The organism is Streptomyces sp. D2-8 (genome assembly GCF_023184515.1).
GTDB lineage: Bacteria > Actinomycetota > Actinomycetes > Streptomycetales > Streptomycetaceae > Streptomyces.
Genome location: NZ_JAAHBP010000003.1, coordinates 903,515 through 917,084 on the forward strand (window position 1 = coordinate 903,515; position 13,570 = coordinate 917,084).

The window sequence follows — 13,570 nt, forward strand, 5'->3', positions numbered from 1 at the left end:
CATCCGATCAGTTCTCGTCAAATACGCCCCAGGTGAGAAAAGCGTGTGAATGTTTCCGCGTGGTTCGGGCATACGCAGCGAAAACAGAGAGGGGCGCTACGTGCTTGTACCGGACCGGAAGATCGTCAGGGAGTTGCTGACGCGGTACGCGTCGCTGAGGATCGCTCAGTCGGAGAGGCACGTGCCGACGGCGGCACGCAAGCTGGAGGACGTCAGCTACACGCTGTGCGTGATGATGGGGACGTCCGACATCAGCGACGCCATCGCCAAGGCGGACGTCCTGTTGCTCACCGAGGGACGGCCCGATGCCGCCGACGCGGACGGGGAGAACGGCCTGACGCTGGTCGGCTGAGAGTTTCATGAGGCCCGGCACGACCGGGCGCCGCGCCTCGGCGGCTCTAGGAAGGGGCCGCCGAGGCGTTCGTCCGCCCGTGGAGCACCGTGCGGTAGGCGTACGGCGTGGTGCCCACCACCTTGCGGAACCGCCTGCCCCGCCAGGAGGAACTTCTCGGCCAACTGAAGGACGAGCAGGCCCTCGACCACCGGGACACCGTGCTGATGATCGTCCGGCCGGGTTCCACGGGAGTCTGAGGAAAGCCAGGCGTTCGCCTGTCACGCATGTCCGGTCTGCGTCAAGTCATCCCAAGGAATTCACACTCCGGGACACCGCGCCGCCTACACTCGCAGTCTCGCCCCCGCACGGGGCCGACGAGCAGAAAGGCACGTTGACGGGTGTTCCAGGATTCCCCCATCTACGACCGGCTCATCGCGGAGCGCGGTGACATCCCCACACAGGTGCGCCGCGAGGCCGAACGTGTGAGCAGGGAACTGGAGCTGGTCATGCGGCCCTCACAGTCCCTCGGCTACGACCGTCCGCACTCCCCCGGCGCGGGCTGGCAGCGCGCGGGCATGCTCCCCGGCCCGCGCCCGCAGTGAAATCCGGGCGGCGGGCCCGGGATCGGGCCCGGTCTGCGCCGGGCCCGGTACTCAGCGGACCGTCGTGTTCGAGCCATTGACATGTGACGGCTGGACCGGAATGGGCCGGACCAGCCACTCGGCGATGGTCCGGGCGATCGGCTGACCCGTCTCCACCTCGACGAACCCGAACTGCCCCGACTGGTTGCACTCCAGGAACCACCAGGTCCCGTCGGAGTCCTCCACGAAGTCGAAAGCCCCGTACGCCAGTTCGGCCTCGCGCAGATAGGACAGGACACCCGGCGCGATGCGGGACGGCACCTCGACGGGGAGCCACGGCGAGCCGGGCGCGGCGAACCGCACGTCCACCTCGTCCGAGTCCGCGTCCTCGGCGGTCGCCTTGCGGGCGGCCAGCATCCGCTCGCCCACGACGGTGAGCCGGATGTCGGCCCGCTTGGTGATCCGCCGCTGCAGCAGCGTCGGCCCGAACGCGACGGCGGAGAAGTCCGTGTCCGGGGCGACCCGGCTGGTCGGCACGGCTCGCGGCGGGTCCTGCGGATGCGCGCCCGACACCGGCTTGACCACCAACTCCGGGTAGCGCTCCGCGAACTCCCGGGCGGCACGTGGAAAGGTCGTGATCAGCGTCGCGGGCACGGGCAGGCCGCATCTCTGGGCGAGACGCAGTTGCCACGGCTTGTGCCGGGCCCGGCGCGCCGCATCGGGTTGGTTCATCCAGCGTGCGTCCGAGCCCCGCAGCATGCCGTAGAGCGCCTGCGCGGCCTCCTCGGTCAGCCATGCGGACGGCTGGGCCGCCCGCGCGGCCGGGATACCGGGCCGACGCACCCACACGGACCGGAGCCCCCCGATGCTCACCAGCCGCCCCCCGGCGGACAGATGGCCGCGGAACCGGCCGTGCACGTACTCCCCCGACAGCGCGACACCACCGGTCAGGTCCGCGGGATCGACCCGGACCACCGGAACCCCCGTCGCGTTCAGGTGCACGACCACCATGTCCGCGGTGACGTCCTCCTCGCAGGTGAGGATCAGTACGGTCATCTTCGGCGGCCCGTAGTCAGTCGTCGAAGTGCGTCTTGGAGCCGGCGGTGGACGTCGTGGTGCCGAACTCTCTCAACAGGGCGAAGTCGGAGGCCGCGACCCGTCCGTCGCGGAGCACGTTCAATTGCAGACCGGCGTCGTACACGTACGGAATGGCAGCTTCCAACTCCACTGCCGGGCGCGCGTAGTTGAGCGCGAACGGTTGCATCGTCTCTCCCTCGTCGGTACTGCGCCGATCAGGCGGCGGCCCGGGGGCGCAGCCGCCCGGACCGCCGACCGTTTTCGGCTTCCAGAGACTTATACGAATCGAACGGGTGGTTGGTTTCCTTACTTTCCGTAGTCATCGGGCCGGTTGCCGGTCCGGCCGGTGTGTCGTACTGCGCTCCCGTTCGCCGAGGGAGCCGCGGACAGTGCGCAGAGCGAGCAGCAGAACGCCGATGTCGTCCAGGTACACCGGGTCGGGCAGCAGGTCGACGGGCAGCAGGAAATAGAGCACCGCGCCCCAGAAGACCCAGCGCGGGCCCGTGGGGAGTCCCGCGCGCCGCAGATCGCGCCGGGTGCGGACCAGCCGCACGAGGACGACGACGGCGAAGACGAGGACGACGGCCGCGAGAGACGCGGCCAGGATGATCACCTTTGTGGTCGTATCCACGGGTTGCCCTCCTCCTGGCATGCCGCGACACGGGGTGTCCTTAGCTGGATTCCCGTTTCCGGCGGCTGTATTGCGGCTGGGGCCCGACATGTCGGCGAGTCGGCGGATTTTCCCGTGCGGGTGGTCATCCCGGTGGCTCACCCGAGTGGCACGGGGTGACGGGGGCGCCTAGTAATGGTCAGCGTAACGTCGCTCGTCAGACGACGGGGGCGCAGGAGCGGCCGCACTCTTCCCCATGGAGGCGAGTATGACCACCTGCTCTTCATCACCCCGCCCGAACGAACCTGCCATACCCAACGAGCCGAACGGGTCCGCCCAGCCGTCCGCCGAGACCACCGTCGCCACCGGCACGCATCCGGTGGAGCAGACGAGCGCGCAGCCCGACGCCGGCCCGTACGAGACGTACCGGGCGGGACACTCCGAACCCGCCGTCGCCGGTCCCCACCAGGCCGACCGGGCGGCCGCCGAGCCCGTCGCCCTCGGCTCCCACCCGGCGGCCGGGGCGGGAACGCAGCCGTCGACCCCCGAGCCGGACCGGAGCGCCGCCTGGCCCGTGGCCCCCGGCGCGGACGAGACGGACACGTCCGCCGCCCACGCCCAGGACCGGGCCGCCGCGCAGCCGGCCCCGCCCGTTCAGGACTGGCTGGATCCCGCCGAGGCGCGGCCCGCCCCTCCCGTCCTCGACCGGGCGGACCCCGCGGACGAGCCCACCCGGACCGCCCACGTGGACACCGACGGCACGGACGAGGGCGCTGAGCCCCCTGCGCGCGGTGAGGACGAGGCCGAGCCGCCCGCCGGGCCCGGGCCGGGCGACGCCGACCAGCCGGGCGCGCGGCCGTTCGTGATCCGGTCGCTCGACGACAACCCGGTGGAGCTCCGGCCCGGCACCGGACCGGCATCCGGCGCACCGTACGGCGACGCCGTCAGCGACCTGGTGCACGCCGCCGTGGCGGACCGGCCGCTGGAGGAGGCCGTCGACCTCATCGTCTCGCTGGAGGAGTCGCCCGACCACACGCAGGCGAGGGTGGACGCGCTCCGCACCGCCGGGGTGAGCCGGTCCGTGGAGGACGTGTCCCGGCTGATCGCGCTGCTGACGAAGCCCCCGCGCGACGCCGAGTGCGCGGACGAGGCGATCCGGGCCGCGGCCGCCCACCGGCCGGTGGAGGAGGTGACCCGGCTGGTCACCCTGCTGCACAAGGAGCCGCAGGAGCCCCACGTCCGCGAGGAGGCACTCCGCGCGGCCGCCACCGGCCGGTCCGTCGGGGAGCTGGTCGAGCTGATCGACCGCCTCGGCCTGGAACGGCTGGACCGCAACGGCCGTCGCCCGAACGCGACTTCGCGCCCCGAGGGCGGAACGGGTGAGCCCGAGACGCCCGGCCGCCAGGGCAAGCGCCGCGCGGCACGCCCGGGCCCGGCCCGCGAGACCCACCGCACACTCGACGACGCACCTCCGGAGCGCGAGCGTGCGACGGACCCGTTCGCCCGTTCCGTGCCCTGGTCGGGCTGGCTGGCCGCCCTGGCTCTCGCCGTGTGCGCGGTGGCCCACTTCCCGCTGGAGCGCGGCGACGCGTCCCTGCGTCTGCACGCGTTCGCCCTCGGCCTGTCGGTGCTGTGCACGGTGCTGGCGCTGCTGCTCGCGCTGCGCCCCGTCGCGCTGGTGCTGGCCGGGGCGGTGCTGGTGCCCACGGTGCTGGCCGGGGCCCAGGCGTACGGGAGTTCCTTCCCGTCGGCGTCCCTGTCCCGGGCCGTCGACCTGGCGCTCGCCCCGCCGTGGCTCGCTGCCGGAGTCGCCGGGTGCGCGGCCCTGCTGGCCCTCGTCGCGCTGGTCTTCCGGGTGCTGGCACCCATCGCCGCCAGACAGTGGGAGGCCACCCCGGCGTCCGAGGCGCGCGGCGTGGCGGAGTGAGGCCCGGAGGGCTTCCTTCGGTCGGACCGGATCGAGGCGCTGTCGCCTGACTGTCGCCTGCCGATCCGGTCCACTCGGCAATTGGGCAGCTCGGCTCGCGGCGAGTGTGCTGCCGCGTTTCAGGCCCGGCGGTCGAGCAATCCGGTCAGTACCCGGTCCGGCGTGAGCGGGAGTTCACGCAGGCGGACGCCCGTGGCGTGATGGACCGCGTTGCCGATCGCCGCGGCCGTCCCGACGATGCCGATCTCACCGATCCCCTTGCTGCCCATGGGGTTGAGGCGGGAGTCCTCCTCGTCCAGCCAGTGCGCCTCGATCTCTTTGACGTCGGCGTGCACGGGCACGTGGTACGACGCCAGATCCGACTCGGTGAAGTCACCGAACGCGGCGTCCATGGTGCTGCCCTCGGTCAGCGCCATGCCCAGGCCCATCGTCATGCCGCCCACGAACTGGGAGCGCGCCGTACGGGCGTTGAGGATACGGCCCGCCGCGTACACCCCCAGGAGCCGGCCGACCCGGACCTCGCCGGTGACCGTGTCCACGGCGACCTCGGCGAAGTGCGCCCCGAAGGCGTGTCGCGCGAAGTCGCTCTCGGCGTCCGCCGCGCCTTGCGTGTCGGCGCGGGCGTCGAGGCCCTGCTCGGGCAGTGGCCCGGCGTGCTCGGCCAGCCGCCGGGCCAGCCGGGCACAGGCGTCGTGCACGGCCCAGCCCCAGGACGCGGTGCCGGACGAGCCGCCGGCCAGGGGCGCCGACGGGAGTTCCGTGCTGCCGACCTCGATCCGCACCCGCTCCAGCGGCACCCCGAGGGCGTCGGCGCCGACCTGCGCGAGTACGGTCCGGGCGCCCGTCCCGATGTCGGTGGCGTTGGTCCGCACCAGGAACGTCCCGTCGGGCAGTGCGCGAGCCGTCGCCGTGGAGGGCCCCACCAGCACGGGATACGTCGCCGCCGCCACCCCCGTCCCCAGCAGCAGGGGCCCTTCCCGGCGGGAACCCGGGCGGGGATCGCGCCCGGCCCACCCGAAGCGCCGGGCGCCTTCGCGCAGACACTCGACCAGATGCCTGCTGCTGAACGGCTTGCCGCTGTCGGGCTCGACATCGGGCTCGTTGCGGACGCGCAGCTCGATCGGGTCCATGCCCAGTTCGGTGGCGAGCTCGTCCATGGCGGACTCCAGCGCGTACATGCCGGGAGCCTCGCCCGGGGCCCGCATCCAGGACGGCGACGGAACGTCGAGCGCGGCGACCCGATGCACCGTACGACGGTGGGGCGCGGCGTACATCACCCGGGTGGGCACCGCCGCCTGCTCCACGAACTCCTTGATGCGGGAGGTGTGCGTGGTGACCTCGTGCGCGACGGACGCGAGACGGCCGTCCGCGTCGGCGCCGAGCCGCAGCCGGTGCAGGGTCGGGGCGCGATGCCCGACGACGGCCGGCAGATGGCGGCGCGGCAGGGCCACCGTCACCGGCCGCCCGGTCTGACGTGCCGCCATGGCGGCGAGCACCACGTCCGGCCGGGGCGTGCCCTTGGACCCGAAGCCGCCGCCGACGTGCTCGGCGGTGACGACGATCCGCTCCTCCGGCAGGCCGAACAGCGCGGCGAGCGTGGCCCGCACGACACCGGTGCCCTGGCTGGAGGTGTGCACGGTGAGCCGGCCGTCCTCCCACCGGGCGGTGCTGGAGTGCGGCTCCATGGGGTGGTTGTGCAGCGGCGGCACCCGGTACGAGACGTCCACCCGGGCGGCCGAGGAGCCGAACGCCCCGTCGGCATCGCCCTGTTCACGGACGGCCGGCTGACCGCTGTTGGCCTCCTCGGGCACGTACACACCCGGATGCGCAACAGTGAGGACCACGTCGTGCTCCTCGGCGTCGTAGGCGACGCGGACGGCGGCCGCACCGGCGCGTGCCGCTTCCAGGGTCTCGGCCACCACCAGGGCCACGAACCAGCCGCGGTGCGGAACCCGGGGATTCTGCAGCACGGCGAGCGTGGGATCGTCCGGTTCCGCGAGACGCGGCGCGTTCTCGTGGGTGAGGACGGTGAGGACACCGGGCACGGCCAGGGCGGCCGCCGTGTCGACGCCGGTCACCCGGCCCCGGGCCACACTCGCCGGCACGGGCCAGGCCTGGGCCCGGCCGGGGGAGTGGAACTCGGCGGCGTAGCGGGCGGTGCCGCTGACCTTCTCCCGCCCCTCCCGGCGCTCGGCGGGGGCACCCACACTGCCGTTCACGAGGCCCTCCCGGTGAGCGCGGTGTCCGTGAGCCGGGACAGCACGTCCACGGCGAGATTGCGGGCGAGCGGCACCTTGTAGGCGTTGTCCCGCAAGGGCTGCGCGGCGGACAGCTCCAGTTCGACGGCGTGTTCGAACGCCGCTCGGGTCGGAGCCGCGCCCAGCAGCGCCTCCTCCGCCCGCCGGGCCCGCCAGGGCCGGTGCGCCAGTGCCCCGAAGGCGAGCCCCGCGTGGCCGATCACACCGTCCTGAAGGCGCAGCACGACCGCGACGGAGGCGAGTGCGAAGGCGTACGAGGCCCGGTCGCGGGCCTTGCGGTACGCCGACGGCAGCCCGGCCGTGGCGGCCGGCAGCACCACGCCGGTGACCAGCTCGCCGGGGCGGATCTCGGTGTCCTGCTCGGGGCGGTCCCCGGGCAGCCGGTGGAAGTCGGCCGCCGCGACACTCCGGGCTCCCTCGGGCCCGTCCAGCTCGACACTCCCGTCGAGAGCGGCGAGTGCCACCGCCATGTCCGACGGATGGGTGGCGATGCAGTGCGCGGAGTGCCCGAGCACCGCGTGATCACGGTGGACACCGTCGCGTGCGCCGCAGCCGCTGCCCGGCTCGCGCTTGTTGCACGGCTTCGCCAGGTCCTGGAAGTACGGGCACCGGGTGCGCTGGAGCAGGTTCCCGCCGGTCGTCGCCGCGTTGCGCAACTGCCCGGAGGCACCCGCGAGCACCGCCTGCGACAACGCCGGGTACCGGTCGCGGACGAGGGGGTGGGCGGCGAGGTCGCTGTTGCGGACCATCGCCCCGACGCGCAGCGCACCGTCGGGCAGCTCCTCGACGGTGTCCAGGGGCAGCCGGGTGACGTCGATGAGGGCGGTGGGCGCCTCGACGCCGAGCTTCATCAGGTCGACGAGGTTGGTGCCGCCACCGAGGTAGCGGGCGCCGGCGTGGGAGGCGTACGCGGAGGTCGCCTCCTCGACGCTGCCGGCCCGGACGTAGGCGAATTCCTTCACGGGATCACGTCCTCCACGGCCTCGGCGATCCGCGGATACGCACCGCACCGGCAGAGGTTGCCGCTCAGCCGTTCCCGGATCTCCTCGCGGTCCAGCGGCACCGGTTCCCCCGAGGGCGCCGCCGGGTCGGTGACGTGCGAGGGGTGACCGGCCGCCGCCTCGGCGAGCACACCGGCCGCGGAACAGATCTGGCCCGGGGTGCAGTAGCCGCACTGGAAGGCGTCGCGTTCCAGGAAGGCCCGCTGCAGGGGATGCGGTTCCTCCCCGTCGCCGGACAGGCCCTCGACGGTGGTGACCTCGCAGCCCTCCAGGGCGACCGCGAACAGCAGACAGCTGTTGACGCGCCGCCCGTCCACCAGGACCGTGCAGGCGCCGCACTGGCCGTGGTCGCAGCCCTTCTTGGCGCCCGTGAACTCGAGATCCTCCCGCAGGAGGTCCAGCAGGACCCGCCGGTGGTCGACGGTGAGCGTGTGGGGTTTGCCGTTGACGCGGAGCGTGGTCCGCGAGTGGTGCAGATGGTTGCCCATGTCGTGGAGGACCTTCCCGGGCGGGCCGTGATGCCGTACGGACCGCGTATCCAGGAGGGCACGACTGACACGTGCGCCTCACGAGGAGGGTGTCACTGCTCCGATGTGACGCGCTGGGCGGCGGTGCTCTTGTCGCCGCTCTTCCCGTCGCTCTTCCCGTCGCTCTTCTGGTCGCTCTTCTGGTCACCGGCCGAAGTCGCGGGACGCTTGACCTTGAAGCGTTCGAACGTCCGTGTGAGCTGCTGGAGCGGGGACGCGGCCGGTGGACCGGACGGCTGCGGTCCGGCGGGAGCGGCCCCGGCGGACTCCTGGTATGCGGCCAGGGCCTCGTGGGCGCTTTCGGCCGCCTCCCGGTACAGGTCACGGGACTTCGTCATGGCCTCCAGCGCCTCCGCGTACATGGCCACGAGCCCGCGCTGGCGGTCCAGCTCCTCGTGGAGCGTCAGCAGGTGCCAGTCCTCCCGCAGCGCGGTGAGGGCGTCCTCGGCACCGTCGGGCAGGGGTCTCGGGAGGGCGGCGAAGCGCGTCACCGCGTCGACGAGGTCGGTCGGCTTCGAGCCGTCGAGGAAGACCGCGCGGACCGAGAAGTCCTGGGCGTCGTAGCCCTCCGGCGCGGGGACGCCCGGTAGCACGACCGCTCCACCGCGCGGCACCTGGACACCGGAGTCGCGCAGGGCCCAGTTCAGGCCGCGCAGCTGCTGCGGGGCGGCGTGATGTTCCACCACACGGTGGCGCAGGCCCGGCGGCAGCCACCGTGCCACGGGCGTACGTCCCCGGTCGTCGGTGGACATCGCCTCGTGGACGACCACGTGGATGTGCCATCCGCCGCGCACGGTGTTCCTCAGCAGGCGGCGGGTCTCCTTGTCGCCCTGGGGCAGCGGGTTGATCTCCCCCAGGGTCAGACGCGTGGCGGCATCCTGGTCCCAGGCGGTGTCCGGCTCCTGCGGCCAGAACAGGCCGGCGGGGGAGGGCCATGCGGGGTTCCACGGCTGGTCGGCCTCGGCGACCAGCAGCCACTCCTGCCCGGGCCCGTCGTCCCCGTCGGGCCGCACGCTCAGCCGGGCGCGGACGGTCACGTCGTCGCCGGCCCGCCAGCGGGCCTCGAAGACCCGCTCCGCCGGTGCGGTTTCGTCGTCGGGCAACTCCAGAAAGTCGTCGATGGCCTGGCTGTCCTTGCGCTGCTGTAGCGAGCGCCGGAGAACGTCTTCCGCGGAACCCGGGGCGTGGCGGCCGCGCGCCAGCCACACCGTGGCGGGTGTCATGGGGCGGACGGTGAGGGAGGTCTGCATGGGTCCATCTGTGAGCGAGGGTACGTGCGCCTGCCAGTATCGTCGCCGCAGGCCGGCGGGTGCTACCCGGGGCCGCACCCGGCTCCCGGCGCCGGTGACGTACATACCTACGAGCCTTCACCTCCCCGGTCGGGCCGCGGCTCCCGCCCCGCGACGACGGCGGTCACACCCGACTCCTCGGTGTGCCCTACCCGCCGGGACGGGGCGCGCTCCGGCCGTCCGCCGTCGAGGGAACGGGCGGTGGCCCGCTGCGCCTGCGCGTTCTCCGGCCGCCGGGTCCGGTCGTTCTCTTGTTCGGTCTCGCCGTGGGTCATGCGCATCGACTACCCGTGCCGGGCTGTGCCATGTGACGCGAGGGCGGCGGCGTATGACGACCGGGCAGCGCGCTGCGGCACGCGGCAGTGTGAGGTGGCACCCGGCAGCGCCCTGGGGTGGGGCGGGGTGCGCGGGATGTGAGCCATGCGCGCGGGGTGTGCGCGCCGCGCGCACATCGACGGATCTCACGCGTGGCCCCGCCTGCGACGTGGTCCCGACAATGGTGCGCACGAGCAGGGCCCGCCCACCATCCGCATCGGGGCGGGTCCTGCTCGCTTCGCGAGACGTGGTGCCCGGGCCTCACGGTGCCGTACCGGCAGTCCCCTCATGCCTGTCGAGGCATGGACCGGGTACCCGGTTCCCGCACGGGCTCGTGTGCGGACGCAGGAGAGGGGACCGGGGGCAGTGGCGGTAAAGGCGATGGGCTGGGCGCACTCGTTCCGTATGTCCGAAGGCGTGCGCGCGGGGAGGGACTGGACACGCAGGCGCCTTGAGTCGCTGGCCTGGGCCGCCGCCGAGCCGGACACGGTGGACGCCATCGTGCTGGCGGTGTCCGAGCTGATCACCAATGCGCACATCCACGCCCACAGCGACGCGCACCTGGTCCTCACGTGGGACGGCGACTGCCTTCATGTCAGCGTCCACGACGAGGACCCGACGCTGCCGCGCCAGCGCGATCCGGAGCCGGGCGAGGTCTCCGGCCGCGGAGTGGCGATCGTGCGCAAGCTCGCCGATGAGTGGGGGATGAGGTGCCAGCAGCACGGCAAGACGGTGACGGCATGCTTCCGTCCCGCCGACCCCGACCCCGACCCCGACCCCGATGCCGACGCGGATGCCGACCCCGATGGCGGCATCGACCGGCAGGGCGGCAGCGGCAGTTGAGTTCCGCTCACTGATGAGGCCGGCTTCTGAAGGAGAAGTGTCGTGTACCTGGCACGAGGATCGAGTGACGACCCGTACGTCTGGCTCTGGGTCCTGGGCGCTCTCGCGCTGTACGCACTGATCAGCTACGGCCTGGCGTACCGCACCCGCGCCCGGCGCGGTTCCGTCCATCCGGCACATGACGCCCTGCACGACCTCAAGGACCGGGAGGATCCCCAGCCGCCAGAGAACCGCTTCGTCAGCCGCCTGATCATGCTGTGCGGAGCGGGGCTCACCGGTCTCGTCGCCTACCTGACCGGCGGCGCCGTGCGGGTCCTGACGGTCGGGCTCACCGCCGTGGTGGCCGTGACCGTCTGGGCGTACTACGACCACCGCACGGAAACGCGCGCTTCCGCCCAGCGATGACGCGGACTCGGGCCTCCTCCCGCCCGCGGGAGGAGGCCCGAGTCCGCGTCAGTCGGTCTCGGGGTGCTTGCCGGGCCCCTCGGCGCCGGGTGACAGCGGAGTGGGCGACAGGGTGGTGTCCTCCTCACCCGGCTCCAGCAGGGTGTCGGCGGCGCCGACGATGTGGGGGTCGGGTGTGCCGACCGCCTCGCGGTCCTTGCTGGCGTAGTCGATGCGCGACAGCAGACTGCGCATGGTCTCCAGCCGGGCACGCCGCTTGTCGTTGCTCTTGACGACCGTCCAGGGGGCGTGCGCGGTGTCGGTGGCGCGGAACATGTCCACCTTCGCCTCGGTGTAGTCGTCCCAGAGGTCCAGTGAGGCCAGGTCGGTGGGGGAGAGTTTCCACTGGCGAACCGGGTCGACCTGCCGGATCGCGAAGCGCGTGCGCTGCTCGGAGCGCGACACGGAGAACCAGAACTTCACCAGCAGGACCCCGTCGTCCACCAGCATCCGCTCGAAGTCCGGGCACTGGTCGAGGAACAGCTCGTACTCGTCCTTGGAGCAGTAACCCATCACGCGCTCCACACCCGCCCGGTTGTACCAGGAGCGGTCGAGGAAGACGATCTCCCCGGCCGTCGGCAGATGCGCGATGTACCGCTGGAAGTACCACTGGCCCACCTCGCGCTCGGTGGGCTTGTCCAGGGCGACCACGCGTGCGCCGCGCGGGTTGAGCCGCTCGGTGAGCCGCTGGATCGTGCCGCCCTTGCCCGCCGCGTCACGCCCCTCGCACACCACGACCAGGCGGGCGCCGGTGTCCTTGACCCACCGCTGGAGCTTGAGCAGCTCGATCTGCAGGATGCGCTTGGTCCGCTCGTACTCCTTGCGGCCCACCTTGCGGTCGTACGGATAGTTCTCCCGCCATGTCCGGATGGGACGCCCGTCTCCGTCCAGCACGATCGGCTGCTCTCGGCGACTGGTGTCCACGGTCAGCCCGTCCAGCAGCTTGTCCGCGTCTTCGGCGCTCATCACTCGACTCCCCGTTTCGCAGGTGAACGGAGATACGGGTGCCCCGCCCGGTCCCACCCATGTGAGGTGCGAAGACTCCGGCCCGGTCAGGCTCCCGGGGGCATGCCCACCGCTCAGAGCGCGGTGCCCGTCTCCTCGGCCAGGGCCCGCACGAGACGGTCCTGGAACGCCTCGTCGTGGACGGCGCGATGAGGCTGCAACCGCCGGCCGTGGTACCAGTACCCGCCCGTGGTCAGGGCCTCCGGATCGTCGCTCGCCGCCAGCCACTCCTGCGTCTGGTGCCCGAGTTCGAGGTCGTCCGGCGCGCTCGGCCCGCCCATCCTGGTCGGCACCCAGCCGGGATCCACGGCGTTGCTCAGCACTCCGGGGCGCAGCCGGGCCACCACGGCCGCCAGCGCCGTCACGAAGAGCTTGCTGTCGGCGTACGACCCCGCGCTCCCGCCCTGCCAGTCGACCCCGTCCAGCGACGACGGGTGCCCGCCGAGATGCGAGTTGCTGCTCACGTACACCAGTCGGCGCGGCCCGCGCAGCAGGGCGGTCAGCAGATAGGGCGCGACGATGTTGACCGGCATGACCGCCGGTCCGCTCCACACCCCGGCATTGTGGATGACGGCGTCGAGCGGCCGTGACGCGTTCAGCTCGTCGGCGACCCGCCGCACGGCGTCACGCTCGGCGAAGTCGCCCACCACGATGTCAGCCCCACGGTCGGCCAACTCGCCGAGAACCGCCGCCCGCTCCTGGTTCCGGGCGTGCACCACCACGTCGTGCCCCGCGGCGAGCAACGTCTGCGCCGCGGCCCGCCCCAGCCCGTCCGCGGAACCGGTCACCAGGATCCGGCTCGCCGCTCCTCGCATGAGACTGCCCTCCTTCCGCAGGATCCGCGTCCCGCGAAGAGACACGTACTAGATCACACAGCCGTTCTTCCCGGGTACCCCGTCGATCCAGTTGGTGTTGTTCTCGATGTAATAGCTGGACATGATCCCGTACTTGTCCCAGCCTCGCGGCTGGACCATCACCCAGTACGGGTTGCCGCCGACCGACTGGCCCGGGATCTGGCAGTACACCAGCACCTCGTCCCAGGAGACCGGCCTCGTCACCCCCTCGGCCCGCTCCCAGGGCGGCTTTCGCCTCTGCACGGAAGCCGATGTCGCTCGGCTGATGGTCATCCGCCGCATGAAGCCCCTCGGCTTCACCCTCGACGAGATGGGCGCCCTCCTGGAGGCCACCGACCGTCTCGACTCGGGCGAGGAGTCGTCTCCCGAGGACCGCGCGGCACTGCTGGAGCGGCTCCGCGGCTTCGAGCGGGCCGCGCAGCAGCGGGTCGTTGTCGCGGGCGGAGAAGCTCGCGGCCACGCTGGCGGAGCGCCTCACTCGGTCTCCCGCGCCCTGAGACCTCAA

Annotated in this window: 17 protein-coding genes and 1 pseudogene; 7 read left to right on the plus strand and 11 right to left on the minus strand. The window is 72.6% G+C overall.

The annotated features are described in order from the left end of the window. Nucleotides 1-100: 100 nt before the first annotated feature. The 3 genes from G3I77_RS10475 to G3I77_RS10480 all read left to right on the plus strand — a co-directional run bounded on the left by G3I77_RS10475 (nt 101) and on the right by G3I77_RS10480 (nt 936). Entirely contained in the window at nt 101-352 is a 252-nt protein-coding gene (locus G3I77_RS10475) for a DUF5133 domain-containing protein (RefSeq protein WP_248502430.1), read from the plus strand. Nucleotides 353-459: 107 nt separating this feature from the next. Next, nucleotides 460-591, plus strand: a complete 132-nt coding sequence (locus G3I77_RS40630; RefSeq protein ID WP_282572676.1) for a hypothetical protein — start codon at nt 460-462, stop codon at nt 589-591. Between the two features lie 141 nt (nt 592-732). Beyond that, nucleotides 733-936 (plus strand): hypothetical protein, encoded by a 204-nt coding sequence (locus G3I77_RS10480; RefSeq protein ID WP_248502431.1) that lies wholly within the window; start codon nt 733-735, stop codon nt 934-936. A 51-nt stretch (nt 937-987) separates the two neighbouring features. Here the strand turns inward: G3I77_RS10480 and tgmB are convergent, their stop codons facing one another. The 3 genes from tgmB to G3I77_RS10495 form a co-directional block, all read right to left on the minus strand. Next, nucleotides 988-1,971 (minus strand): ATP-grasp ribosomal peptide maturase, encoded by a 984-nt coding sequence (tgmB, locus tag G3I77_RS10485; protein ID WP_248502432.1) that lies wholly within the window; start codon nt 1,969-1,971, stop codon nt 988-990. Nucleotides 1,972-1,987: 16 nt separating this feature from the next. Then, nucleotides 1,988-2,179: a putative ATP-grasp-modified RiPP gene (gene tgmA / locus G3I77_RS10490; protein ID WP_033312495.1), complete on the minus strand. Its 192-nt coding sequence runs from the start codon at nt 2,177-2,179 to the stop codon at nt 1,988-1,990. A 132-nt stretch (nt 2,180-2,311) separates the two neighbouring features. Continuing rightward, nucleotides 2,312-2,623 (minus strand): YkvA family protein, encoded by a 312-nt coding sequence (locus G3I77_RS10495; RefSeq protein WP_248502433.1) that lies wholly within the window; start codon nt 2,621-2,623, stop codon nt 2,312-2,314. A gap of 247 nt (nt 2,624-2,870) precedes the next feature. Between G3I77_RS10495 and G3I77_RS10500 the strand changes: the two genes are divergently transcribed. Further along, nucleotides 2,871-4,529: a hypothetical protein gene (locus G3I77_RS10500; RefSeq protein ID WP_248502434.1), complete on the plus strand. Its 1,659-nt coding sequence runs from the start codon at nt 2,871-2,873 to the stop codon at nt 4,527-4,529. Between the two features lie 119 nt (nt 4,530-4,648). On the opposite strand, the gene G3I77_RS10505 is transcribed toward G3I77_RS10500, so the two are convergent. The 5 genes from G3I77_RS10505 to G3I77_RS10525 all read right to left on the minus strand — a co-directional run bounded on the left by G3I77_RS10505 (nt 4,649) and on the right by G3I77_RS10525 (nt 9,879). Continuing rightward, the gene (locus G3I77_RS10505) at nt 4,649-6,748 is read right to left on the minus strand and encodes a xanthine dehydrogenase family protein molybdopterin-binding subunit (protein WP_248502436.1); all 2,100 of its coding nucleotides are present in this window, start codon (nt 6,746-6,748) and stop codon (nt 4,649-4,651) included. Further along, nucleotides 6,745-7,749, minus strand: a complete 1,005-nt coding sequence (locus G3I77_RS10510) for a xanthine dehydrogenase family protein subunit M (RefSeq protein WP_248502439.1) — start codon at nt 7,747-7,749, stop codon at nt 6,745-6,747. Before G3I77_RS10510 ends, G3I77_RS10505 begins: the two co-directional genes overlap by 4 nt. Next, nucleotides 7,746-8,276: a (2Fe-2S)-binding protein gene (locus tag G3I77_RS10515; protein WP_248502442.1), complete on the minus strand. Its 531-nt coding sequence runs from the start codon at nt 8,274-8,276 to the stop codon at nt 7,746-7,748. Before G3I77_RS10515 ends, G3I77_RS10510 begins: the two co-directional genes overlap by 4 nt. A gap of 92 nt (nt 8,277-8,368) precedes the next feature. Continuing rightward, nucleotides 8,369-9,565 carry a hypothetical protein gene (locus G3I77_RS10520; protein ID WP_248502444.1) on the minus strand — a complete coding sequence of 399 codons (1,197 nt, stop codon included), beginning with the start codon at nt 9,563-9,565 and terminating at the stop codon, nt 8,369-8,371. Nucleotides 9,566-9,672: 107 nt separating this feature from the next. Beyond that, complete coding sequence (locus G3I77_RS10525; RefSeq protein WP_248502446.1) at nt 9,673-9,879, minus strand: hypothetical protein; 207 nt, start codon at nt 9,877-9,879, stop codon at nt 9,673-9,675. A 406-nt stretch (nt 9,880-10,285) separates the two neighbouring features. On the opposite strand from G3I77_RS10525, the gene G3I77_RS10530 reads away from it, so the two are divergent. Together G3I77_RS10530 and G3I77_RS10535 are read left to right on the plus strand one after the other, a co-directional pair. After that, nucleotides 10,286-10,762, plus strand: coding sequence for an ATP-binding protein (locus tag G3I77_RS10530; RefSeq protein ID WP_248502449.1), 477 nt, complete (start codon nt 10,286-10,288; stop codon nt 10,760-10,762). Nucleotides 10,763-10,804: 42 nt separating this feature from the next. Further along, nucleotides 10,805-11,167, plus strand: coding sequence for a hypothetical protein (locus G3I77_RS10535; RefSeq protein ID WP_248502451.1), 363 nt, complete (start codon nt 10,805-10,807; stop codon nt 11,165-11,167). Nucleotides 11,168-11,215: 48 nt separating this feature from the next. On the opposite strand, the gene ppk2 is transcribed toward G3I77_RS10535, so the two are convergent. From ppk2 to G3I77_RS40870, 3 genes are all read right to left on the minus strand, one after another. Beyond that, nucleotides 11,216-12,172 carry a polyphosphate kinase 2 gene (gene ppk2, locus G3I77_RS10540; protein ID WP_248502453.1) on the minus strand — a complete coding sequence of 319 codons (957 nt, stop codon included), beginning with the start codon at nt 12,170-12,172 and terminating at the stop codon, nt 11,216-11,218. 113 nt (nt 12,173-12,285) lie between these two features. Next, nucleotides 12,286-13,026 carry an SDR family NAD(P)-dependent oxidoreductase gene (locus tag G3I77_RS10545; protein ID WP_248502455.1) on the minus strand — a complete coding sequence of 247 codons (741 nt, stop codon included), beginning with the start codon at nt 13,024-13,026 and terminating at the stop codon, nt 12,286-12,288. Nucleotides 13,027-13,074: 48 nt separating this feature from the next. Then, entirely contained in the window at nt 13,075-13,338 is a 264-nt protein-coding gene (locus tag G3I77_RS40870) for a hypothetical protein (protein WP_248502675.1), read from the minus strand. On the opposite strand from G3I77_RS40870, the pseudogene G3I77_RS10555 reads away from it, so the two are divergent. Next, nucleotides 13,223-13,562 (plus strand): annotated as a pseudogene (locus tag G3I77_RS10555) (MerR family transcriptional regulator). The gene G3I77_RS40870 and the pseudogene G3I77_RS10555 sit on opposite strands and share 116 nt — an antisense overlap. Nucleotides 13,563-13,570: the final 8 nt, after the last annotated feature.

Coding starts and splice junctions, on each gene's coding strand:
- tgmB (WP_248502432.1), bottom strand. CDS start 1,971: ATGACCGTACTGATCCTCACCTGCGAGGAGGACGTCACCGCGGACATG.
- G3I77_RS10500 (WP_248502434.1), top strand. CDS start 2,871: ATGACCACCTGCTCTTCATCACCCCGCCCGAACGAACCTGCCATACCC.
- G3I77_RS10515 (WP_248502442.1), bottom strand. CDS start 8,276: ATGGGCAACCATCTGCACCACTCGCGGACCACGCTCCGCGTCAACGGC.
- G3I77_RS40870 (WP_248502675.1), bottom strand. CDS start 13,338: ATGACCATCAGCCGAGCGACATCGGCTTCCGTGCAGAGGCGAAAGCCG.
- ppk2 (WP_248502453.1), bottom strand. CDS start 12,172: ATGAGCGCCGAAGACGCGGACAAGCTGCTGGACGGGCTGACCGTGGAC.
- G3I77_RS10520 (WP_248502444.1), bottom strand. CDS start 9,565: ATGCAGACCTCCCTCACCGTCCGCCCCATGACACCCGCCACGGTGTGG.
- G3I77_RS10525 (WP_248502446.1), bottom strand. CDS start 9,879: ATGACCCACGGCGAGACCGAACAAGAGAACGACCGGACCCGGCGGCCG.
- G3I77_RS10545 (WP_248502455.1), bottom strand. CDS start 13,026: ATGCGAGGAGCGGCGAGCCGGATCCTGGTGACCGGTTCCGCGGACGGG.
- tgmA (WP_033312495.1), bottom strand. CDS start 2,179: ATGCAACCGTTCGCGCTCAACTACGCGCGCCCGGCAGTGGAGTTGGAA.